The following is a 22373-nucleotide window of genomic DNA, read 5'->3' on the forward strand; positions in this document are numbered from 1 at the left end:
TTTATTTAGAAATAAAAAAGAAAACGTTTTACTAAAGGCCTAGGTCTTTCACTTGTGTGTTACACAAGTGAAATTCATAAAGGAGGAAAAGAAAACGCAAAAGGAGATTTCAACCATGAAAAAACGTTGGATTGTTGGCGGTACTGCGGTAGCAATGCTTAGTGTAGCTGTTTTGGCAGGATGTGGCAACTCATCTAAAAGTGCAAGCTCATCAGGAGACAACAACAAGAACATCAAAGCAAGTATTACTTTGGTAGATGACAAGACTGACTGGGCATCAAACGGTACTTGGAAAAAGTACATTGCTGAATTTAACAAAGAATATCCAAATATCAAAGTTAAAGAAGAAGCACTCAATAACTACGACCAAACCGAACAAACACGGATGTCATCAAAGAACTTTGGTGATGTTGTGATGCTTCCAGCAGCGGTCGCTCCAAAAGATTATCCTGCTTTCTTTACTTCACTTGGTAAAACGTCAGCCTTATCTAAGAAATATCAAGGAACAAGCGACAGAACCTATGGCGGACAACAATATGGACTGCCATCAGAAATGAATGCGACAGGTATGCTTGCAAATATGAATGTCTTTAAAGCAGCTGGTATTGATAGCTGGCCTACGACAACTGCTGATTTTATCAAAGATTTGCAGGCAATCAAAGCGAAAGAACCTGGTGTCATTCCACTTTATACAAACTATGCTTGTGGTTGGGCGTTGGTTGACTGGGACTTTACACGTAATGCTGTTTCAGGAAATCCTAACATGGATTATCAAGAATTGGCAAATAATACATCGCCATTTAGCAAAGGTAAGACGATGTACACGATTTACGATACCTTATATCAAACAGCAAAAGATGGCTTGATTGACCCAGACCCTACAACAGATGATTGGAATACTTCTGTCACAGATATGGCGAAAAATAAAGTGGCTGTGATGGTTCTTGGCTCATGGGCTGTTCCTCAAGTTCAATCTCAGATGAAGTCAGGTCAGTCAAATATTAAGATGGAAGCTTTCCCTCAAGCTGCGCCTAATGGTAAAACTTATATGCTTTTAGGTGGCGACTACAACTGGGCAATTAACAAAAATAGTAAATCACAACAAGCTGACCGTGATTTGGTGGATTGGTTGGTGAATAAATCTAACTTTGCGAAAGATAATGGTGGAATGTCTCCTGTCAAAGGTTCTAAAGCACCAGCAGACTTTGACCTTGAAAATGGTGTGAAGTTTATCCAATCAGGCACAACACCAAAAGCAAAAGCGGATTGGTTCTCTAATGTCAACAATACAAGTCAAGTTGGTATTGGTACAACGCAAACGGTGAAACAACAAATTATTGATGCTGGTGATGGCAGCTCAAAGAAGAGCTTTAGTAGTATTATGTCAGGCTTAAATACTTCTTGGGGTAAAGCTGTTAAACAATATGGCTACAATAAGTAAAGTTGAATAAAAATGAATGGAGTTGGGAGGGAAAGAAACTTTCTCCCAACTTTTTTGAAAGGAATGTCTATGTTGAAGCATTTGTCTCAAAAAAATGAAAAAAGATTAGTGATTGTGGCGTTTACGATTGTCCCATTGGTACTACTTTTGACATTTTCTTATTTTCCGCTTGTGAAGATGATACAATATTCGGTGACGGATTGGGACGGGATTAGTCCAGTATCTAACTTTGTCGGGCTAAAAAACTATGAAACGATTTTTACCAATCCGAACTACTTTGGTGTTTTTAAAAATAGTTTGTATTATTTTGCTTCGAGCTTCCCACAACTTGGCTTAGCATTGCTATTTGCAACGATTTTGAGTTTTAAAGTTCGCTTTGGAAATTTTTGGAAAGGAGTGCTTTTCTTTCCTTACCTTTTGAATGGTGTTGCGGTTGGTTTTATTTTCCTATATTTCTATAAACTAGGTGGCTCACTTGATACCTTGCTTGGATATATTGGAATTCATCATACTCCTCTTTGGTTGGGGAATCAATCTATCAATAATATTTCTTTATCGTTTACTTCGCTGTGGCGCTATATGGGCTTTAACTTTTTAATCTTTCTTGGTGCAATTCAATCTGTGGATCCTGAGATTTATGAAGCAGCTGAGATGGACGGTGCCAATCGTTGGAATCAATTTCGTTATATTATTGTTCCGGCAATCAAAAATATTTTGTTTTTGAATATCATTTTGAGTGTTTCGGGTGCTTTATCGGTCTTTGAAGTGCCTTATATCATGACCGGTGGTGCGAATGGTACGATGACTTTTGTTATTCAAACGGTGGATACGGCATTTCAGTATAATCAAGTAGGACTTGCTTCGGCAATGGCTGTTATTTTGCTTGCGATTGTATTGATTGTGTCATTAGCACAATATCTCTTAACACAAGATAGAGGGGCTAAAAAATGAAAAACAAAAAAAGATTTAAAGCAAGTTCTCTTCTAAAATATATTCCGCTTGTGATTTGGACATTGATTACCATCATTCCATTGTTGGTGGTGTTCATTGGCTCGGTGAAGTCAAATCATGAATTTATGAATTCTGGTGTGCTGAGTTTGCCAAAACATTGGGATTTTCATAACTATGTGCAAGCTTTTAATCAAGGGCAGATGTTGACAGGTTTTAAAAATACCTTTATTATCTTTGTGGTTTCAATGGCGGGACAGTTATTGATTAGTTCATCGTTTGCTTATGTGATGAGTCGTTTTGAGTTTCGCTTGAAGAAGGTGATTATGTCACTTTTCATGTTTGCAATGTTGATTCCAGCGATTACAAGTCAGGTGGCGACTTTTCAGATTATCAATGGGCTGGGCTTGGTAGATACGATTTGGTCGGTGATTATTTTGTATCTGGGAACGAACATTATTGCGGTTTATATTTTCATGCAATTTTTGCAAGAAATTCCTGTGTCGTTGGATGAGTCGGCTTATTTGGATGGGGCTTCTTATTTTCGGATTTTCAGGTCAATTATTTTGCCTAATCTGAAAGCACCGATTGTGACGATGTTGATTATTTCTGGTGTGGGTGTTTATAATGATTTTTACAATCCTTATCTTTATATGCCAGACCCTAGTTTGAAAGTTATTTCGACGGCTTTGTTTGCTTTTAAAGGGGCGCATAATACGCAATGGCCTTATATCTTGTCGGCGGTTATGATTGTTATCATACCTATCTTGATTTTGTTCTTGGCTTTGCAGAAATATATCTATAATGGTGTGACGGGTTCAGTCAAATGAAAACAAATCGTTTTACTTGGCTGTTGCAACAGTTTTATATGATTGTGCTGGCATCGTTGATGTTTTGGATAAATCTACTCCGTGGTTTTGTGCTTTTTGGATGGACTTATAGTTTTACGAAGACTTTTGCTTATTTGCGCGCTTCATATTATGATAAGTATCGTGAAGCCACGCGAGGTGCGAAGGTAAAGTTTGATGGAAGTAATCTTATGGCATGGCTCATGCTGTGTCTGGTGGTGTTCATCGGGCGCTTTCCCTTGTCGAATATGACAACTTTTATTTTAGTGGTTGCTTTGGCTTACTTTATTTTGTTGATGATTTATATCATTTTTAAGAGTTATTTTGGACAGGTGCGTTTTGTTGATGTGATGCAAAAAATCATGACGAACTGGTCGTTGGCTTTTTATGTGTTGATGTTGTTGATTTTGGCATTAATCTTGACAGGATTTAGTAAGATTATCTTTATTATTTTCGTGCCGGGATTTTTATGTAAAATGCTTGTTGTTGTTTTTCAGAGGTTGGATAAAAAGAATATAAAACGGGAAGAATAATTGTTTAGGAAGTGGGAAAGAGATGAAATTAGAATTTTTAAAGGATTTTTTGTGGGGAGCGGCGACGAGTGGACCGCAGACAGAAGGACGTTTTAAAAAGAAACACGCAAATATTTTTGATTATGATTTTGAGAAATTTCCTGAGCATTTTTGGCATGGGATAGGTCCAGATACAGCGAGTAATTTTTACAATGATTTTCGAGAAGATATTCGTTTGATGAAAGAGGCTGGGCTTAATTCTGTGCGGACGAGTATTCAGTGGTCGCGTTTGATTGATGATTTGGAAGAAGTGACGTTAAATGCGGATGCTGTGCGCTTTTATAATGCGGTAATTGATGAATTTCTGGCTAATGGTATTCGTCCGATGATTAATTTGCATCATTTTGATTTACCTGTGGAGTTGCTGCATAAATATGGTGGCTGGACGAATAAAAAAGTCGTGGAATTGTATGTGAAATATGCGGAAAAATGTTTTGAATGTTTTTCTGACCGGGTGACGGACTGGTTTACGCACAATGAGCCAATGGTTGTGGTTGATGGTGGTTATTTGTATCAATTTCACTATCCGGATATTGTGGATGGAAAGTTGGCGGTACAGGTGGCTTATAATCTCCAACTGGCTTCAAGCTTGGCGATTCAAAAATTTCGGGAAGTCAATCGTAATCCTGAGGGGAAAATCGGGATTGTTCTGAATTTGTGTCCGAATTATCCAGCTTCAAGTGAAGCAGAAGATGTGGCAGCCGCTCATTTTGCGGATTTGTGGCAAAATCAACTCTTTATGGATGCATCGGTCAAGGGTGAATTTCCCCATGAATTAGTGGAAATTTTGACGAAAGATGAGGTTATCTGGGAGAGTACGGCAGAAGAATTGCAAATTATCAGGGAAAATACGGTTGATAATTTTGGTGTGAATTTTTATCATCCTAATCGGGCACAACGTCCGTATTATTCGAGTGATAGTTTGGCGGTGGATTGGTTGCCGAATAAATATTTTGATGATTATAGTCTGCATGGGGCGCGAATGAATGTGGATAAGGGCTGGGAAATTTATCCGCAGACCTTGTATGAGATTGCGAAAAATATTCAGGAAAACTATGGGAATATTCCTTGGTATGTATCGGAATGTGGCATGGGAGTGAGCTGTGAGGAGCGTTATTTAGGTGATGATGGGGAAATCAAGGATGATTTTCGGATTCAGTTTATCACGGAGCATTTGTATTGGTTGCATAAGGCGATAGCTGAAGGAGCGAATTGTTTTGGTTTTCATCTGTGGACGCCGATTGATTGTTTTAGTTGGCGGAATTCGTATCGTAATCGTTATGGGTTGATTTCTTTAAATGTGCATACGCAGGAAAAACGCTTGAAAAAATCGGCTTATTTCTTTAAGGAATTGGCAGATAGCTCTCAATTAGAAGTTTCTGAAGAAATTTTTAGAAAATTTCAATGAAAATAAAGAGCGTTTTTAGGAAATAGTGTTATGATAGAGAAATAATCCTATTTTGAGAAAGTTACCTATGAATAAGTATCTAAAAATAAAAAATGATGTGAGAAATAAAATTATCTCTGGTGTCTATAAGCCGGGTGCAATGTTGCCTGGGGAGAATGATTTTATTGGCCTCTATCATACTTCAAAAATGACAGTGAAGCATGCAATGGATGAACTTGTGCGTGAAGGATTGATTATTAAACGGCGAGGAAGTGGAACTTTCGTCAAAGAATTGAGCCAAAATGAATTAGAGAATTTTAAGGTAATCAATCAGTTTCAAGGTTCCACGGCGCTTTTTTCGGATAAAAAAATAATGAGTGATGTGTTGACTTTTGAAGTTATCTCGGCAACACCTTTTATCATGAATAAATTGGGTGTTGATGAGAAAACTAAAATATATCATGTAAGACGCTTGCGTTTTGTAGATGATGAACCTTATGTGATTGAAAATAGTTTTATGCCAACGGAGATTGTTCAAGATTTGACGTTGAAAATTTGTCAAGGTTCAATTTATGAATATATCGAAGAGAAGTTGAAACTTGCCATTGGTAGCGCGCATCGGCATATTGAGGCACGGCGCGGTACGGATGAGGAGACGAAGTTGTTGGATCTTGCTGAGGGAGATCCGGTAGTCATTGCTTCGCAGACGGCTTATTTAACGGATGGACGTGCGTTTGAATACTCAGAAAATGTACATCGTTATGATAAGTATGGTTTTGAGACGGTGCTGATACGGAAGAATTGAAAAAAGCCTGAGGTTTCAGGCTTTTTATGATAGGAAAAGTTTTGCGTAGTCACTTTGTGTAGGGAGTAAATCAATAACTGTTACGGTTTTTTCATGGATGTAGTACAGGAGAATGTACTTGCCATTAACAATAGGAAGCCCAAATGTTTTATGATTTGGAAGAAGTTTTGTACCAATTTTTTGGTCGGCGTCAAAACCACGTTCGGGAAAATTTTCAAGTTGTCTGATATCAGAAAGAATTTGATTTTTTCGTTTTTGTGCGGCATCAGGAGCTATGAGAATATTTTTTATATATTTCGTTATCTCGATAATTTGTTCATAAACGGGAAGTTTAATCTCAACATCATAAGTCTGCAAGGCGTTGCTCCATTTCGTCAAGTGATAATGAAGCTGTGTTTAGATTTTCTTTGAGACGTTGTTGAAGATTGGATATTAAAAGTTCACGTTCTGCTTCGTCTTTGTCCAAAAAAGGAAGTACTTTATTAGTCGCAACAAATTGTAGAAAATAGTTAAAAGCACTCGTTGCATCAAGATTTTTTTCTGAAAATACTGCGCTTGCTTGCTGATAAAGTTCGGCATTCGTTTTAAAATTGACTTGTTTATTTTTTTCTAAAGTAGACATTATAGCCCCCTATATAGTTTTATAACTATATTATATCATAAAAATAACTATTTTTTGAACTTACATTTCTTCTGGAGCTTGGACTCCGAGGAGGCGTAGGCTTTCTTTGAGGACGATGGCGGTTGCGTTGGCAAGAGCTAGGCGACTTTGAAGACCTTCGTTTTCTTCGAGAATACGAACGTGTGCGTAGTATTTGTTGAAGGCTTGTGCGAGTGAAATTGCGTATTTGGCGATGATGCTAGGTTCGTATTTGTCAGCGGCACGTTTGATGATGTCGGGGAAACTTTGGAGGAGTTTGACGATTTCCCAGCTTTCGGCATCATTGGCTGAAATGGTGAGGTTTGCTTGTGCTTGATAGTTTGCTTTACGAAGAATAGAGCGTATTCTTGCATGAGCATATTGGACGTAAGGGCCAGTTTCTCCTTCAAAGCTAACCATTTCTTCAAGGTTAAAGTCGTAACCGTTGGTACGGTCGGTTTTGAGGTCGTAGAATTTAATCGCGCCCGTACCGACTTGATGAGCAACGTTTTCTTTGTTGGTTAAGTCGGGATTTTTGTCGTTGATTTGCTTGAGGGCGCGTTCGACGGCTTCGTCAATCGTTGGTTCAAGGCGAATGATATTACCTTTACGCGTGGAGAGCTTTTTGCCATCGCGGGTTACTAAGCCAAATGGAACGTGTTCGATATCTTTTGCCCAGTCGTAGCCCATTTCTGTGAGGACGGCTTTGAGTTGTTTGAAGTGTCCTGTTTGTTCGCCACCAACAACGTAGAGAGATTTTGCGAAATCGTAGGTACGTTTGCGGTAGAGTGCAGCGGCGAGGTCACGTGTGATGTAAAGTGTTGCGCCGTCTGATTTTTTAATCAGAGCTGGGTTGAGATTGTATTTTTCAAGGTCAACAATTGTGGCACCTTCGGATTCTTTGAGGAGATTTTTTGCTCCGAGAATATCGAGGATTTCTGACATTTTGTCGTTGTAAAAGGCTTCGCCGTTGTAGCTGTCGAAGTCAACGCCGAGTTTGTCGTAAATACGTTTGAATTCTAAGAGACTTTCGTCGCGGAACCATTTCCAGAGAGCAAGAGCTTCCTTGTCACCGTCTTCGAGTTTACGAAACCAAGCGCGTGCGTCTTCGTCAAGTTGAGGATTTGTCTCGGCTTCTGCGTTGATACGGACGTAAAGTTTGAGAAGTTCGTCAATCGGATGGGCTTGCACGGCTTTTTCGTCACCCCAGAGTTTGTAGGCGGTAATCAGCATACCGAACTGTTTTCCCCAGTCGCCAAGGTGATTGATGCGGACAGGATTGTATCCGATTTTTTGGTAGATGTTGGCGAGACTGTCGCCGATGACGGTGGAGCGGAGATGCCCTATTGAGAATGGTTTGGCGATATTGGGCGAACTCATATCAATCGTGACGTTGGTACCATTTCCGATGGCTTGATCAGCATAAAAGTTTTCCTTTTCGACAATTTCGTTGATGACGTTGGTGGCTACGAGGGGTTTATCGAGGAAGAAGTTGATATATGGTCCTGTGGCGAGGACTTTTTCAAAGCCTGTGGTATCGATGTTTTCGACGATTTCTTGGGCGATGATTTGTGGGGCTTTTCGGCGTGTTTTGGCAAGGCTAAATGCAGGGAAAGCGATGTCGCCGAGTTCAGAGGATTTCGGTTTTTCTAAGAGTTTTTCAATTTGTTCGAGTGTGAGGTCTCCGGAAAGAGCATCAAACAAGACTTTGGCTACTAAATTTTTTTCGTTCATAGGGTCTATTTTACCATAATTTTTAGATTAGCTGTGGGGAAAAATCAGTTTTTTGTGGGAGTTTAATAGTATTTTTAATATATTTATTTTTCTCATAAATTTGGTAAAAAAATGAGAATAAAATGTTATAATGATAAGTATGAAAAGGGATGAACGTTTAGCTTTAATTAAAAAAATTGTTGAAAAACATGAAATTGCGACACAAGAGGATTTGCAGGCGATGCTGGAGGAACAAGGCATTGTGATTACTCAGGCGACTTTGTCACGCGATATTCGTGAATTGAATATTATCAAAAAACGTGAAAATGGGCGGAGTTTTTATTCGTTTTTGCCGTCAGATGTGGCGCAAACGCAGTCAAATTTGCAGGCGCATTTTGCGCGTTTTGTGATTAAAGTGGCTTACAGTAGTGTGATGGTTGTGGTACATACACATTTGGGCGAGGCGGATTTGCTGGCGAATGCGCTGGATGATGAGGGGCGTGAGGATATTCTCGGCACTTTGGCTGGTGCGGATACTTTACTGATTACTTGTGCGAGTGAGCTGGCGGCAGAAAATTTGACGACGGAGATACAAAATGTCTTATGATGATGTTGTTGAGAGCTTAATTGCGCAGCTATTGTCGCTTGATTATGTGCAGAAATTTCAGCAGTCTGAGGGACATTTGCGAGCAGAAGCTGAGCTTTTTGAGAAGCAGTCACGGATGAAAGAATTACAAAAAGAGGCTGTTTTGTACCGGCAGATTGGCAAGATGGAGGCTTTTAAGGCAAGTTCACATGAGGCTCAAAAAATAGAGAAAGAGCTGAAAAATAATGCTTTGGTTGAGGATTATTTTTTGAAAATGCAGGATGTGAATGATTTGTTGCAATATGTGACGGGCGAAATTGAGTCGCGCGTGAATATTTTGTTAGAAAATGATGAGAATTGATTTTTGACAGTTCTGTCAAAGTGGAAAATGGTTTTGACAGTTCTGTCAAAATTTTTTTATTACAAAAATGTTGATTACTTTGAAATCCTTGTAACCATTGGTTTTATTTTGCTCTGAATTGTGCTAAAATGAAAGAAATAATGAAAATATTTTTTGACAGAACTGTCAAAAATTAAAAATAGATAAGAAAAGAGAAAAAATGCCTGAGAAAATTTCGCCAGGAATGCAGCAATATTTGGACATAAAAAAAGACTATCCTGATGCGTTTTTGCTGTTTCGGATGGGCGATTTTTATGAACTTTTTTATGAGGATGCGGTCAATGCGGCGCAGATTTTGGAATTAACGCTGACGAGTCGCAATAAAAATTCAGAGAATCCTGTGCCAATGGCGGGCGTACCGCACCATGCGGTGCAGGAATATATTGACAAACTGGTTGATATGGGATTCAAGGTGGCGATTGCTGACCAGATGGAAGACCCGAAAAAGGCGGTCGGTATTGTCAAGCGCGCAGTGACACAGGTCGTGACGCCGGGGACGATGGTGGATGCAAGCAACGGCAATGATAATAATTTTCTAGTGGCGATTGATAAGAATGCCGGTCATTTTGTGCTGGCTTATCTGGACTTATCCACAGGGGAATTTAAGGTAACAGAGTTGCCTGATTTTCCAACACTTGTCGGTGAAATTGCTTCGCTGCGGGCCCGTGAAGTGGTCGCAGGTTATGAGTTGAACGAAGCGCACCGCACCGTTCTTGCTAAACAGATGAACATTCTCATTTCCGAACAATTAGAAATTGATGAAAAATTTTTGACAGAACTGTCAAAATTGACAAAAGCCGAAAATCAAATTTCGTCAAAACTTTTGACATATGTCAATCGCACGCAAATGCGGGATTTGAGCCATTTACAAGAAGTTGAACATTATGAAATTAAAGATTTTTTGCAAATGGATTTTGCGACAAAATCAGCGCTTGAATTAACGGCAAATAAGCGTGAAGGCAAGAAACACGGTACTTTGTACGGCTTACTTGACCAGACGAAAACGGCGATGGGCACGCGAATGCTCAAGGCTTGGATTGACAAGCCGCTGCTTAAACGTGCGCAAATTGAGCATCGTATGGATATTGTGCAAATTTTCCTTGATAATTTCTTTGAACGTGCGGATTTGATTGAGAGCCTTAAAGGCGTTTATGACATGGAAAGATTGGCATCACGGGTTTCATTTGGTAAAGCTCTGCCAGTAGATTTGATTCAGCTAAAAAATTCATTAGAAAATGTTCCAGTTATTAAAAATGTATTAGAAAGTCTTAATGAAAAAAGTTTGACAGAACTGTCAAAAAATCTCGACCCTATTCCGGAGCTGTCAGAATTGATAAATCGTGCGATTGATACAGCGGCAATGCGTGTCATTACGGATGGTGGGATTATCAAAGCAGGTTACAATGCGCAACTGGATAAGTACCGAGAAGCTTTGGAAAATGGAACATCTTGGATTGCCGAACTCGAAAGTAAAGAAAAACAGAAAACAGGTATTTCGACATTACGAATTGATTACAATCGTAAAGACGGTTATTATTTCCATATCACGCAATCCCAGCTATCAAGCGTTCCAGAACATTTTTACCGCAAAGCAACCTTGAAAAATTCTGAACGTTACGGCTCGAAAGAATTGGCGGAAATCGAAGAAGTCATGCTTGAAGCCCGTGAAAAATCAAGTGTTTTAGAATATGACCTTTTTCTTGAGGTGCGCAGCGAGGTTGAAAAATACATTTCTCGTCTGCAAGATTTATCAAAAACAATTGCGACAATTGACAGCCTACAAGCTTTCGCAACAATTGCTGAAAAAGAAGCTTACATTCGCCCAACATTCAATGACAATCAAGAAGTAAATATTGTTGCCGGTCGTCACGCCGTTGTCGAAGCTATCATGGGCGCGCAAGAATACGTGCCAAACGACATCATTCTCCCTGAAAATACAGCCATTCAGCTCATCACAGGGCCAAATATGTCTGGGAAATCAACCTATATGCGTCAGTTTGCGCTCATCGTCATCATGGCGCAAATCGGCTCCTTTGTCCCAGCAGAACGTGCAGAACTTCCTATTTTTGATGCGATTTTCACGCGAATTGGTGCCAGTGACAATTTGATTTCTGGGGAAAGTACCTTCATGGTGGAAATGAGCGAAGCTAATCGGGCAATCCAGCACGCAACAGCGCATTCTCTGATTCTCTTTGATGAGTTGGGACGCGGGACAGCGACTTACGATGGAATGGCGCTAGCACAGGCAATTATCGAGTACGTCCACGATAAAATCGGTGCGAAAACCCTATTTGCTACACATTATCACGAACTGACAGAACTTGATAAAACGCTGCCTTTATTGACAAATGTGCATGTTGCCACATTAGAAGAAAATGGCAATGTCACATTTTTGCACAAAATCGCAGCAGGCCCAGCTGATAAATCATACGGTATTCACGTGGCAAAAATCGCTGGTTTACCAGAAACACTCCTAGAACGTGCCGATTTGATTTTACAAAAATTAGAAAATCAACCTGTTCCAGCAGTAGAATTAGAAAATAATGACAAACAATTAAGTTTATTTGATTTTGAAGAGAATCATTCAGAACTAATCGCCAAATTAAAAAGTGTCAACGTTGATAATATTACCTCGCGTGAAGCTTTAAATATACTCTGGGATTTAAAAGAAATGCTCTAATATATTTCACATAATGGGATAAAAATAATAATCTTTAGAAAGAAACGATATGGAAGAAGAAAAAAACTCAAATAGTCTTGAAACGACCGTTGATGCCACTAACACAGATGTTCCAGCATTTGTAGAAGATTTTGAGGCTATTCTCCCTAAGACGGAAATTTCAGAAGCTTCCGAAACTGCAGAAACAACAACGGAAAGTTCAGAAAAGACAGAGCCAGTAGCAGAAAATAAAGCATTTCCCAGTCAGCCCAGCGAGCAGATGTTGAGTTTTCCGGATAATGAAGACACATCAACAATGGCTTTCAAAACAAAATGGAATTGGGGTGCTTTTTCAATGCCACTTGTTTTCGGAATTGCACATCGCTCATATCTTGGTTTGCTTGTTCTTTTGGGAATGGTTCCTTTTATTGGTTGGATATTTGGATTTGTTTGGATGATTGTTTTTGGTATCAATGCTGAAAAGTGGACATTGAACAATCTGGACAATCATTATCGAGATGAAGAAGAATTTCGGAAAATAATGGATACATGGAATCTTGCCGGAATAGTTGTCTTTATTATCGGCGTAGTTATAGCTGTTTTAAGTATCTTTTTATTCATTTTTATCATAGTTTCAGCTGTTAATAGCTATAACAATATCTAAATTCAGGACTATAAATCAAAAAGCGGGAAATCCGCTTTTTCTGATATTTTCTCAGAAAATTATCATGAAAGTTCATAACAGCGCTTGTCATCTTATGTTATAATAAATGAAGTGAAATCGGTAAAAAGATAAAAAGGAGGAGAGAAATTATGGGAAAGATTATTGAACTTGACGAAACACTAGCCAATCAGATTGCGGCGGGAGAAGTTGTAGAACGTCCAGCGAGTGTTGTTAAAGAGCTTGTGGAAAATTCGATTGATGCAGGAAGCACAAAAATTATCGTGAAAATCGAAGAAGCGGGATTAAAATATATCGAAGTCACAGATAATGGCTCAGGGATTGAAAAATCAGATGTTGCACTCTCGCTAAAACGTCATGCGACCAGTAAAATAAAATCTCATTCAGATTTGTTTCGGATTAGAACCCTCGGTTTTCGTGGCGAAGCCATTCCCTCAATCGCCTCAGTCAGTGAATTTACGATTGAAACAAGTGTTGCAGAAGAAAAGTCAGGAACAAAATTAGTTGCCAAAGCAGGTGTTATTAGCTCAATAGAGCCAATGGATAAGCGTGTAGGAACAAAAATCACCGTAGCTAATCTTTTCTACAATACACCTGCGCGTTTGAAATATATCAAATCTTTGCAAGCGGAACTTTCTCATATCACAGATATCATCAATCGTCTCAGCCTTGCTCATCCAGAAATTTCTTTCACTTTAATCAATGAAGGACATGAGTTTATGAAAACGGTGGGAAATGGCGATTTGCGTCAAGTGATTGCTTCTGTTTATGGGATTTCCACTGCCAAAAAACTCCGAAAAGTTGAAGCCAGTGATTTAGATTTTGAATTGACAGGCTATATCAGCCTACCTGAATTTACGCGGGCAAATCGAAATTATATCACACTCTTAATAAATGGCAGATTTATTAAAAATTTCTTATTAAATCGAGCAATTTTGGAAGGTTATAGCAATCGACTGATGGTTGGACGTTTTCCTTTAGCTGTTCTATCTATAAAGATTGACCCACAGCTTGAAGATGTAAATGTCCATCCAACGAAACAGGAAATTCGTCTGTCAAAAGAAAAAGAATTGATGGCGTTGATTTCAAAAGCGATTGATAATGCACTCTCAGAAGGTGTACTTATACCAGAAGCTTTGGAAAATCTGCAAAAACGTCCAGCAGTAGAACCTGAAAAAGTAGTACAAACGGATTTGCCTTTGCATTCAAATGCGATTTATTATGATAAAGAGCGCCAAGATTTTTATGTCAAAGAAGAAAAAACAGTTGAAAAAAATGAAAATCAGATTAGAAATTTTAATTCTCAAATCGTTGATTTTCCACAACAAAATTTGACTGTACAAGAGCAAGAATTTGCCAAAGAAATTGTCGAAGAAAATCCTGTATTGGAAAGTTTTCCAGAACTAGAATATCTTGCACAACTTCACGCAACTTATCTCTTATGTCAAGCGCCGGATGGCTTGTATCTTGTTGACCAGCACGCTGCGCAAGAACGTGTAAAATATGAATATTGGGAAGATAAAATCGGTGAAGTGGATATAGATCAGCAACTTCTTTTGACACCTTATCTTTTTAGCTTACCTAAAAATGATTTTTTGACCTTATCTGAAAAGAAAGATTTGCTACATGAAGCTGGTGTTTTCTTAGAAGAATATGGGGAAAATCAATTTATTTTAAGAGAACATCCCGTTTGGTTAAAAGAAAGTGAGATTGAACAAAATATTTATGAGATGATTGATATTATTCTCTCATCAAAAGATTTTTCACTGAAAAAATATCGTCATGATTTGGCGGCGATGGTATCTTGTAAGAGTTCAATAAAAGCAGGACAAGTGCTAGATGATACTTCTGCAAAAGCATTGCTTAAAGAATTAGCAGGCTGTAAAAATCCATATAGTTGTGCGCATGGTCGTCCAACGATTGTCCAGTTTAATAATGGAGATATCCAAAAAATGTTTCGTCGTATTCAAGAAACACATCGCTCAAAAGCAACAATTTGGAAAGATTTTAATTAGAAAAAAGTGAGAGAAAAAGTTAAGCTAAAAGATTAGGGAGAAAAATGATGGCGACAATACTTTATATGGTTGTACCTTGCTATAATGAAGAATTGGTTATTGATGAAACATCACGGCGATTGAAAGCGAAATATGATGCGCTGATTTCTGCTGGGAAGATTAGTAGAAAAAGTCGTGTTGTTTATGTGAATGATGGCTCAAAAGATAAAACTTGGGACAAAATTCAAGAAAAATACCAAGAAGATGAAATGTTCAGTGGTATCAATCTTTCATGCAATCGTGGGCATCAAAATGCTTTACTTGCTGGATTGATGACTGTAAAGGAATTTGCGGACTGTGTGATTTCAATGGATGCAGATTTGCAAGATGATATTGATACGATTGATGCAATGCTGGATAAATTCATTGATGAAGAGTGTGATGTGGTTTATGGCGTGCGAGATAATCGGGATACGGATACTTTTTTCAAGCGTAATACAGCAGGACTTTTTTATAAAATCATGCGTGGCTTGGGAAGTCAAAGTATTCCTAATCATGCAGATTTCCGATTGATGAGTCAGCGTGCCATATATGGGCTGGCGGAATTTCCAGAAGAAAACTTGTTTTTGCGAGGTTTGGTGCCTTTAGTTGGTTATAAGTCAACGGTTGTTTATTATAAACGTGGGGAGCGTTTTGCTGGCGAAAGTAAATATCCTCTTAAAAAGATGGTGAGTTTTGCGATTGATGGGATTACATCGACTTCAGCCACTCCGATGAGAATTATTTTTTGGGTAGGATTGATTACTTTTATTTTTGCGATTATCGGTGTACTTTACATTATCATTCGGCATTTTTCAGCAGGAGCAGATGCAGATGGTTGGGCATCGTTGATTATTGCTATTATTGGTATTGGCGGAGCAAATCTTTTGGCGATTGGCATTGTGGGAGAATATATTGGGAAAATCTTTATTGAAGTCAAACGTCGTCCACGTTATATCATTGAAGATTTTATCAATGAGTAAGAATAAAATTAAAATAAGCAAAAGGAAAATAATAAAATGTACGAATATTTTAATGGAAAATTGGTAAAAATTACACCGACTTATATCGTGGTAGATGTGGCTAAGATTGGCTATCTTATCAATGTGGCAAATCCTTATGCTTGGTCAAATTTGATGAATACAGAGATTGAGATTTTTGTACATCAAGTGATTCGCGAAGATGCACATACCTTATTTGGCTTTAGTGATGCGGCGGAAAAAGCTTTGTTTCTGCGCTTAATCAGTGTCTCTGGGATTGGTCCTAAGTCAGCTTTGGCAATCATTGCAGCTGCGGATAATGTGGGCTTAATCACTGCGATTGATAATAATGATATTAAATATCTGATGAAATTTCCCGGCGTTGGTAAAAAGACGGCGATGCAGATGGTGCTTGATTTAGCAGGGAAGTTTGATGCTGAAGGAAATGCTGAGAAATCATTATTAAATGCAACTTCTGTTGGAAATATCGCTCTTGATGAAGCAATAGAAGCTTTGCAGGCACTGGGTTATCGTGCGACAGAGTTGAAAAAAGTCGAGAAGAAATTGCAGGCTGAAAAAGACTTGTCGAGTGAGGACTATATCAAGGCAGCACTGAAGTTGATGATGAAATGATAAAAAAGGAATATGTATATATTCCTTTTTTAGATACTTTTGGGGGCTATGAATGAGTAGGACTAGTATGTTATAATAAGGCTATGAATGAAAATTTATCTGCTCAGTCTTTTGATGATGAGCTTGCTACTGAGAAGTCGTTGCGTCCGCAGTTTTTCAGTCAATATATTGGTCAAGAAAAAGTGAAGTCACAGTTGGAAATTTTTATCAAAGCGGCAAAAATGCGTGAGGAAGTGCTTGACCACGTGTTGCTTTTTGGTCCTCCGGGACTTGGGAAGACGACAATGGCTTTTGTGATTGCCAATGAATTGGGTGTGAATATCAAGCAAACATCTGGGCCGGCGATTGAAAAACCGGGAGATTTGGTGGCGATTTTGAATGAATTGACACCGGGAGATGTGTTGTTTATTGATGAAATTCATCGTTTGCCGATGAATGTTGAGGAAATACTGTACAGTGCGATGGAGGATTTTTACATTGACATCATGCTGGGAACTGGCGATGGTTCGCGCAGTGTGCATTTGGAATTGCCACCATTTACCTTGGTTGGGGCGACGACACGTGCGGGAATGCTATCAAATCCTTTACGGGCGCGTTTTGGAATTTCGGCGCATATGGAATATTATCTGGAGCAAGATTTGGAAGAAATTGTTAAACGGACGGCGGAGATTTTTGAGGTGGAAGTCGTTGATGATGCAGCGTTAGAAATTGCGCTACGGAGTCGTGGAACGCCACGTATTGCTAATCGTTTGCTTAAACGTGTGCGAGATTTTGCTCAAATCATGGGTGATGGAACGGTCAATCGGGCGATTACGGGACAAGCGTTGCAGATTTTAGATGTGGATAATGAGGGGCTGGATTATATTGACCAAAAAATCTTGAAAACGATGATTGAGATGTATCATGGTGGACCTGTTGGGCTTTCAACGATTGCGGTGAATATTTCTGAGGACCGTGAGACTGTCGAGGATATGTATGAACCTTATCTGATACAAAAAGGTTTTATTGTGCGGACAAAGCAGGGACGTAAGGCGACGGCGAAAGCTTATGAACACTTGGGTTATGCTTATTCTGAAGAAAAATAATAGAAATGTGGTTTTCAGTTGAAAATCACTTTTTTTGTTGGTGTTGATAAAAGTAAAAGGAGGTTAAACGTTTTCATTTTTGCTGACTTGTTGTATAATGAGAGACGAGGAAATGTTGCTATGTTTATATTTGTTGGTTGCGCAGGTGGTGGGACGTCAAGTATGTTTTGCCAGCGTTTGGTAAAGGAAATTAATGAGTATGATGAGAATTTACGGGCGGTTTTTGATGATGTGAGTCATGTTTTTCAAAAACGTTTGTCTTATGGCTCGCATTATGATTTGGTTTTTGCTTATGGTGCGGCGGGAGATATTCGTCCTTATAATGCTTTTGACTTTGGTCAGCTTTTTGATGCGGTACTCATTGCACCACAAGTCAGTTATTTGAAGGCTTATGTGGAAGAAATGCTTGCGAAATATCCTTCAATGGTTATGGATTTGCCGGGGCGTTTGTTTGGGGTGATGGATACTGAGCGGGCTTATGTGATGTTGTTGGACTTGTTGATAAATCTTGATATGCGACGTGGGTATCAATCGCAGCTTCTGTCGGCAAGTAAAGGGACTGATAAAGATATGGAAATCTATGTGGCGGGTGCTGGGTCACAGGAGATTTATTGGAAAAATATGTTTAAGTATCTTGAGCAGGAAAATATTCGCTATTGTGTGACAAGCTATTCTCTTGAAAATCTTTATGATTTTAAGCCAAAGGAAGATTTTGATGTTCGGTTTATTTTTGGGCAAATTTCTGTATTGAGTGAGAATGATTTTGCGCGTGTGGCACGGCGGATTGATGGATTTTTGGTGAATGCAAGTTCGATTGGAGCACTGAGAAGTCGGCGGGAATGGCTGGAGGCTTATGATATTCCTTATATTAAGTTTGACGATGCTCATGTGAAAAAAGATTTGAAAAATGGTAATTTTGTCCAGCAGGAGGAGAAAATTTGGGATTTTTTGGAAAAAGTTCAGATGAAGACGGAATATACACATGAAAAATCGGTCAGTCGTTTTGAGCAAAAGGAGATGGCAAAGCAAAAAACGGCATTGTTTGGTTTGATTTCATGGGAGGAAAATTAAAATATTTTTTGACAGAACTGTCAGCAATTTTTATGAAAAATAAGTTATAATAAAGTATGAATAAAAGAGTATTTATCTGTTTTTAAGATATTTGTTGTACTATTGGATGAACAAGGAGAATGGTGTGAAGATAGTATTTGTATGTTTGGGAAATATCTGTCGTAGTCCGATGGCAGAATTTGTGATGAAAGATTTGTTGGAAAAGGCTGGGCGGGCAGGAGAAATCACGGTAGAAAGTCGAGCAACATCGAGTTGGGAACATGGCAATCCTATTTTTTCAGGAACACAAAATATTTTGACAGAACATTGTATTGAATTTGACAAAAACAAGAAAAGTCAAAAAATTACTAACAAAGAGTTTACGGATTTTGACAAAATCATTGCAATGGATATGAAAAATTTGACAGATTTGTCAAAAATGGCAACTGAAAATGTACAAAATAAGCTGTCTATGCTCTTGGATGAATCTGTGCCAGACCCTTGGTTTACAGGGGATTTTGAGGAAACTTACAGACTTGTCAAAAAAGGTTGTGAAAAATTACTGACAGAAATATAATATATTGTCTATAACGAATAATATAAACAATTTTAATGTTAGATTTTCTACCATAGAGATTGACAGAACGCTAAAAAGAGTATATAATAAACGACATGGAGGGATAATTATAGTGAAAGAACGGGAACTACGACGTTCAATGGCGGTACTTCCGATAGGTACAGTGATGAAATTGACCGACCTATCCGCACGACAAATTCGCTACTATGAAGAACAAGAGCTGATATTTCCTGAGCGCAATGATGGCAATCGCCGAATGTATTCGCTCAATGATATTGATGTTCTCTTTGAGATTAGTGATTTGATTTCCGAAGGTAATAATATCGCGGATATCAAGCGGATTTTTGCGCAAAAAGAGACTGCCAATAGCTCGCAGACACTCTCAATTAACGAAGTGCATCATGCACTGGAGAGAGAATTTGCCCAACAAGGTCGCTTTGATCATTCCAATCCTGTAAACTTTAACCAACCACGTATGTGAAGAATGCGTGAAAGCATTAAGGAGAAAATTCATGACAATCACAGCAGCAGACATCCGTCGCGATGTCAAAGAAAAAGACATTAAATTTTTGCGTTTGATGTTCACAGATATTCTTGGAACACTTAAAAACGTTGAGGTTCCAGCAACTGACGAACAACTTGACAAACTTTTTGAAAACAAGATGATGTTTGACGGCTCTTCTATCGAAGGATTTGTTCGCATCAATGAATCTGATATGTATCTTTATCCAGACCTTGACACTTGGATTGTTTTCCCTTGGGGAGATGAATTTGGTAAGGTTGCTGGTGTTATTTGTGATGTTTACACACCAGAAGGAGAACCATTTGCTGGGGACCCACGCGGTGTTTTGAAACGTAATCTGAAAAAAATGGAAAAATTGGGCTTCAAGAATTTCAACCTTGGCCCAGAGCCAGAATTCTTCCTTTTCAAACTTGATGAAAATGAAGAACCAACACTTGAAGTCAACGATAAAGGTGGATATTTTGACCTTGCTCCAACTGACCTCGCTGGCAACACACGTCGTGAAATCGTCAATGTTTTGACTGACCTTGGCTTTGAAGTAGAAGCTTCTCACCACGAAGTCGCTATTGGTCAACACGAAATTGACTTCAAATATACAAATGCTTTGAAGGCTTGTGATAATATCCAAATCTTCAAGCTTGTTGTTAAAACGATTGCTCGTAAACATGGTTTGCACGCAACATTTATGGCAAAACCTCGCTTTGGTATCAACGGTTCAGGTATGCACTGCAACATGAGCTTGTTCACTGAAGATGGAAAAAATGCGTTCTACGATCCAGCTGGTGATTTGGAACTTTCTGAGGTGGCTCACAGCTTTATCGCTGGTTTGTTGAACCATGCTTACAACTTCACAGCAATCACAAATCCTACTGTAAATAGCTACAAACGTTTGGTTCCTGGCTATGAAGCGCCTGTTTATGTGGCTTGGGCTGGTCGTAACCGTTCACCACTTATCCGCGTGCCTGCATCTCGTGGACTTTCTACACGTGTTGAACTTCGTGCTGTTGACCCAACTGCAAATCCTTATCTTGCTTTGGCCGTGCTTTTGGCAGCAGGTCTTGATGGTGTTGAAAATAAATTGGAAGCACCTGAAGCTATTGAATCTAACATTTACGTGATGACTGAAGAAGAACGTAAAGCTCATGGTATCACTGATTTGCCTAGCACATTGCACAATGCTGTGAAAGCTTTGCGTGAAGATGACGTAGTTATCGAAGCTTTGGGCAATCACGTTTTGACAAACTTTGTTGAAGCGAAGAAAATCGAATGGGCAAGCTACGCTCAATTCGTTACACAATGGGAAATTGACAATTACCTCGAATTGTACTAAAATAGAGGTGAAGAGGGAAATAAAAAAGTGTCCATACGGACACTTTTTTATTTTTTGACAGAATTGTCAAAAAAATTGATAAGCATTTTCTTTGAAAATTTCACAAAGATGTCGTACACTGAAATTATTGACAAAGGAAAGTAGAGTAGATATGGCTATAAATGATGAATTGAAAAGGTCATTATCGGATTTAGATTATGGTAATATTGCGACGGTGGCAATGATTGACCGTGGACCTTATGCAGAAGTTGATGAGCCAAATAGTGTTTCAAAACAAGGAAATAAGGACTTCGCAGATTTTTCAAAAGAAAATTTGACAGACGACGAAGATTTGATTGTAGTTCAGCGCGAGGACGAGTTCACGACATTAACACAGGCAGATTTTGATAATTTTACCGCGTCAATGACTGCTGAGCATCACATTATTTTTGTGGAGTGTATTGAGCTTGGTACGACTGAGATACGTGGATTTTTGATGACACTTTTGTCAAAAAAAATGCTGTCAAACAGTAAAGTGATTTTGCTGGATTTGCCACAACTGGAATATATGATGTTAAAAGACCAGCTGGCAGGACAAATTGAGCTATGAAAAAACTTTGACAAGTCTGTCAAAGCTTTTTGGATTTTTTGACACAGGAAATTCTTATTTTTTCAGTAATTTTTCCTGAAAAGAACGAGAATTTTTCATAATATCTTGATAATTTGTGACAATCGTGTCTGTGTAGGCAGGATTTTTCACGTAGCCAGCGATTTTTTCTAGGACAAGATGTTCGCGCGAACTATCTAAAATCTCAAGATTCTGGCTTTTTTTATATTCTGCAATCTGAAGCACCAAGTCCATACGTGCTTCCATTAATTCAGCGATTTGACGGTCAACTTCGTCAATATTTTGTCTGATTTCATTTAAATTCATAAAATCATTATATCAAAATTGCCTGAAAAATTCTGACAAAAAGTGCTATAATGACATAATATACAGGAGAAAACAAGATGAATATTAGAAAAGCACAGGAAAAAGATTGTCCGCGCCTGCTCGAACTTCTCGATGAAATCGGTAAATTTCATCATGCAGGACGACCAGATATTTTTCGCGCGGATGCAGGAAAACACAGTTTGACAGACTTGTCAAAAATGCTGACAGACCTGTCAAAACCTATTTTTGTTGCTGTTGACGAAAAAGATGCAGTCGTAGGATATGCCATGTGCGAAATCAAGGAAAATGCCGAACATCCAGTGCTTGCGCCTTACAAAATGCTCTATCTGGATGACCTTTGTGTGGCGGAAAATGCTCGTGTTCACGGACTTGGCGCTCAGCTCATGGATTATTGTAAAGCCTTTGCTAAAGCAGAAAATTGCTCACGCATGGAACTCAATGTCTGGGAATTTCCTGGTTCAGCGCTCGAATTTTATGAAAAACAAGGTTTTCGCAATCAGCGCCGCGAACTTGAATTTTGGCTATAAAAAGCCGCACTAGAAATGGT

General features: G+C 38.8%; 24 protein-coding genes. 20 read left to right on the forward strand and 4 right to left on the reverse strand.

The features are described 5' to 3' along the window. Positions 1-115 precede the first annotated feature (115 nt). The 6 genes from KJS36_RS07705 to KJS36_RS07730 all read left to right on the forward strand — a co-directional run bounded on the left by KJS36_RS07705 (position 116) and on the right by KJS36_RS07730 (position 6001). A complete protein-coding gene (locus KJS36_RS07705; protein WP_213536319.1) occupies positions 116-1441 on the forward strand; it encodes an ABC transporter substrate-binding protein in 1326 nt (441 codons plus the stop codon). 69 nt (positions 1442-1510) lie between these two features. After that, on the forward strand, positions 1511-2392 hold the full coding sequence (locus tag KJS36_RS07710; protein ID WP_417496607.1) for a carbohydrate ABC transporter permease: 882 nt from the start codon (positions 1511-1513) through the stop codon (positions 2390-2392). Beyond that, a complete protein-coding gene (locus tag KJS36_RS07715; RefSeq protein WP_213536322.1) occupies positions 2389-3219 on the forward strand; it encodes a carbohydrate ABC transporter permease in 831 nt (276 codons plus the stop codon). The genes KJS36_RS07710 and KJS36_RS07715 overlap by 4 nt, the downstream gene beginning before the upstream one ends. Beyond that, positions 3216-3770, forward strand: coding sequence for a hypothetical protein (locus tag KJS36_RS07720; protein WP_213536324.1), 555 nt, complete (start codon positions 3216-3218; stop codon positions 3768-3770). The genes KJS36_RS07715 and KJS36_RS07720 overlap by 4 nt, the downstream gene beginning before the upstream one ends. 22 nt (positions 3771-3792) lie before the next feature. Then, positions 3793-5217 (forward strand): glycoside hydrolase family 1 protein, encoded by a 1425-nt coding sequence (locus tag KJS36_RS07725; protein ID WP_213536327.1) that lies wholly within the window; start codon positions 3793-3795, stop codon positions 5215-5217. Positions 5218-5284: 67 nt separating this feature from the next. Continuing rightward, entirely contained in the window at positions 5285-6001 is a 717-nt protein-coding gene (locus tag KJS36_RS07730; RefSeq protein WP_213536329.1) for a GntR family transcriptional regulator, read from the forward strand. Between the two features lie 24 nt (positions 6002-6025). Here the strand turns inward: KJS36_RS07730 and KJS36_RS07735 are convergent, their stop codons facing one another. The 3 genes from KJS36_RS07735 to argS are packed head-to-tail and all read right to left on the reverse strand — an operon-like array spanning position 6026 to position 8375. Then, complete coding sequence (locus KJS36_RS07735) at positions 6026-6358, reverse strand: type II toxin-antitoxin system RelE/ParE family toxin (RefSeq protein WP_213536331.1); 333 nt, start codon at positions 6356-6358, stop codon at positions 6026-6028. Then, positions 6345-6623, reverse strand: a complete 279-nt coding sequence (gene relB / locus KJS36_RS07740; RefSeq protein WP_213536333.1) for a type II toxin-antitoxin system RelB/ParD family antitoxin — start codon at positions 6621-6623, stop codon at positions 6345-6347. Before relB ends, KJS36_RS07735 begins: the two co-directional genes overlap by 14 nt. Positions 6624-6683: 60 nt before the next feature. Continuing rightward, complete coding sequence (gene argS, locus KJS36_RS07745; protein WP_213536335.1) at positions 6684-8375, reverse strand: arginine--tRNA ligase; 1692 nt, start codon at positions 8373-8375, stop codon at positions 6684-6686. Positions 8376-8514: 139 nt separating this feature from the next. On the opposite strand from argS, the gene argR reads away from it, so the two are divergent. From argR to KJS36_RS07810, 13 genes are all read left to right on the forward strand, one after another. Further along, positions 8515-8961, forward strand: coding sequence for an arginine repressor (gene argR / locus KJS36_RS07750; protein ID WP_213536337.1), 447 nt, complete (start codon positions 8515-8517; stop codon positions 8959-8961). Continuing rightward, entirely contained in the window at positions 8951-9301 is a 351-nt protein-coding gene (locus tag KJS36_RS07755) for a YlbF family regulator (RefSeq protein WP_213536339.1), read from the forward strand. The genes argR and KJS36_RS07755 overlap by 11 nt, the downstream gene beginning before the upstream one ends. A 199-nt stretch (positions 9302-9500) precedes the next feature. Continuing rightward, on the forward strand, positions 9501-12020 hold the full coding sequence (gene mutS, locus KJS36_RS07760; RefSeq protein WP_213536341.1) for a DNA mismatch repair protein MutS: 2520 nt from the start codon (positions 9501-9503) through the stop codon (positions 12018-12020). 49 nt (positions 12021-12069) lie between these two features. After that, positions 12070-12663, forward strand: coding sequence for a hypothetical protein (locus KJS36_RS07765; RefSeq protein WP_213536343.1), 594 nt, complete (start codon positions 12070-12072; stop codon positions 12661-12663). Between the two features lie 149 nt (positions 12664-12812). After that, positions 12813-14696: a DNA mismatch repair endonuclease MutL gene (gene mutL / locus KJS36_RS07770; protein WP_213536345.1), complete on the forward strand. Its 1884-nt coding sequence runs from the start codon at positions 12813-12815 to the stop codon at positions 14694-14696. 47 nt (positions 14697-14743) lie between these two features. Further along, positions 14744-15697: a glycosyltransferase family 2 protein gene (locus KJS36_RS07775; protein ID WP_213536443.1), complete on the forward strand. Its 954-nt coding sequence runs from the start codon at positions 14744-14746 to the stop codon at positions 15695-15697. 36 nt (positions 15698-15733) lie between these two features. After that, the gene (gene ruvA, locus KJS36_RS07780; protein ID WP_213536347.1) at positions 15734-16327 is read left to right on the forward strand and encodes a Holliday junction branch migration protein RuvA; all 594 of its coding nucleotides are present in this window, start codon (positions 15734-15736) and stop codon (positions 16325-16327) included. Between the two features lie 83 nt (positions 16328-16410). Then, on the forward strand, positions 16411-17412 hold the full coding sequence (gene ruvB, locus KJS36_RS07785) for a Holliday junction branch migration DNA helicase RuvB (protein WP_213536350.1): 1002 nt from the start codon (positions 16411-16413) through the stop codon (positions 17410-17412). 120 nt (positions 17413-17532) lie between these two features. Next, complete coding sequence (locus tag KJS36_RS07790) at positions 17533-18483, forward strand: PTS sugar transporter subunit IIB (RefSeq protein WP_213536352.1); 951 nt, start codon at positions 17533-17535, stop codon at positions 18481-18483. A 124-nt stretch (positions 18484-18607) separates the two neighbouring features. Next, positions 18608-19039, forward strand: coding sequence for a low molecular weight protein-tyrosine-phosphatase (locus KJS36_RS07795; RefSeq protein WP_280520339.1), 432 nt, complete (start codon positions 18608-18610; stop codon positions 19037-19039). 112 nt (positions 19040-19151) lie between these two features. Beyond that, entirely contained in the window at positions 19152-19520 is a 369-nt protein-coding gene (locus tag KJS36_RS07800; protein ID WP_213536355.1) for a MerR family transcriptional regulator, read from the forward strand. 31 nt (positions 19521-19551) lie between these two features. Beyond that, positions 19552-20892 carry a type I glutamate--ammonia ligase gene (glnA, locus tag KJS36_RS07805; protein ID WP_213536356.1) on the forward strand — a complete coding sequence of 447 codons (1341 nt, stop codon included), beginning with the start codon at positions 19552-19554 and terminating at the stop codon, positions 20890-20892. Between the two features lie 151 nt (positions 20893-21043). Next, entirely contained in the window at positions 21044-21481 is a 438-nt protein-coding gene (locus KJS36_RS07810; protein WP_213536357.1) for a hypothetical protein, read from the forward strand. 54 nt (positions 21482-21535) lie between these two features. On the opposite strand, the gene KJS36_RS07815 is transcribed toward KJS36_RS07810, so the two are convergent. Then, complete coding sequence (locus KJS36_RS07815; RefSeq protein WP_213536358.1) at positions 21536-21805, reverse strand: chorismate mutase; 270 nt, start codon at positions 21803-21805, stop codon at positions 21536-21538. A 77-nt stretch (positions 21806-21882) separates the two neighbouring features. On the opposite strand from KJS36_RS07815, the gene KJS36_RS07820 reads away from it, so the two are divergent. Next, positions 21883-22353: a GNAT family N-acetyltransferase gene (locus KJS36_RS07820; protein ID WP_213536359.1), complete on the forward strand. Its 471-nt coding sequence runs from the start codon at positions 21883-21885 to the stop codon at positions 22351-22353. Positions 22354-22373: the final 20 nt, after the last annotated feature.

The organism is Lactococcus nasutitermitis (assembly GCF_018403765.1).
GTDB classification, from domain to species: Bacteria; Bacillota; Bacilli; order Lactobacillales; family Streptococcaceae; genus Lactococcus; species Lactococcus nasutitermitis.

Coding starts and splice junctions, on each gene's coding strand:
- KJS36_RS07705 (WP_213536319.1), top strand. CDS start 116: ATGAAAAAACGTTGGATTGTTGGCGGTACTGCGGTAGCAATGCTTAGT.
- KJS36_RS07710 (WP_417496607.1), top strand. CDS start 1,511: ATGTTGAAGCATTTGTCTCAAAAAAATGAAAAAAGATTAGTGATTGTG.
- KJS36_RS07715 (WP_213536322.1), top strand. CDS start 2,389: ATGAAAAACAAAAAAAGATTTAAAGCAAGTTCTCTTCTAAAATATATT.
- KJS36_RS07720 (WP_213536324.1), top strand. CDS start 3,216: ATGAAAACAAATCGTTTTACTTGGCTGTTGCAACAGTTTTATATGATT.
- KJS36_RS07725 (WP_213536327.1), top strand. CDS start 3,793: ATGAAATTAGAATTTTTAAAGGATTTTTTGTGGGGAGCGGCGACGAGT.
- KJS36_RS07730 (WP_213536329.1), top strand. CDS start 5,285: ATGAATAAGTATCTAAAAATAAAAAATGATGTGAGAAATAAAATTATC.
- relB (WP_213536333.1), bottom strand. CDS start 6,623: ATGTCTACTTTAGAAAAAAATAAACAAGTCAATTTTAAAACGAATGCC.
- argS (WP_213536335.1), bottom strand. CDS start 8,375: ATGAACGAAAAAAATTTAGTAGCCAAAGTCTTGTTTGATGCTCTTTCC.
- argR (WP_213536337.1), top strand. CDS start 8,515: ATGAAAAGGGATGAACGTTTAGCTTTAATTAAAAAAATTGTTGAAAAA.
- KJS36_RS07755 (WP_213536339.1), top strand. CDS start 8,951: ATGTCTTATGATGATGTTGTTGAGAGCTTAATTGCGCAGCTATTGTCG.
- mutS (WP_213536341.1), top strand. CDS start 9,501: ATGCCTGAGAAAATTTCGCCAGGAATGCAGCAATATTTGGACATAAAA.
- KJS36_RS07765 (WP_213536343.1), top strand. CDS start 12,070: ATGGAAGAAGAAAAAAACTCAAATAGTCTTGAAACGACCGTTGATGCC.
- mutL (WP_213536345.1), top strand. CDS start 12,813: ATGGGAAAGATTATTGAACTTGACGAAACACTAGCCAATCAGATTGCG.
- KJS36_RS07775 (WP_213536443.1), top strand. CDS start 14,744: ATGGCGACAATACTTTATATGGTTGTACCTTGCTATAATGAAGAATTG.
- ruvA (WP_213536347.1), top strand. CDS start 15,734: ATGTACGAATATTTTAATGGAAAATTGGTAAAAATTACACCGACTTAT.
- ruvB (WP_213536350.1), top strand. CDS start 16,411: ATGAATGAAAATTTATCTGCTCAGTCTTTTGATGATGAGCTTGCTACT.
- KJS36_RS07790 (WP_213536352.1), top strand. CDS start 17,533: ATGTTTATATTTGTTGGTTGCGCAGGTGGTGGGACGTCAAGTATGTTT.
- glnA (WP_213536356.1), top strand. CDS start 19,552: ATGACAATCACAGCAGCAGACATCCGTCGCGATGTCAAAGAAAAAGAC.
- KJS36_RS07810 (WP_213536357.1), top strand. CDS start 21,044: ATGGCTATAAATGATGAATTGAAAAGGTCATTATCGGATTTAGATTAT.
- KJS36_RS07815 (WP_213536358.1), bottom strand. CDS start 21,805: ATGAATTTAAATGAAATCAGACAAAATATTGACGAAGTTGACCGTCAA.
- KJS36_RS07820 (WP_213536359.1), top strand. CDS start 21,883: ATGAATATTAGAAAAGCACAGGAAAAAGATTGTCCGCGCCTGCTCGAA.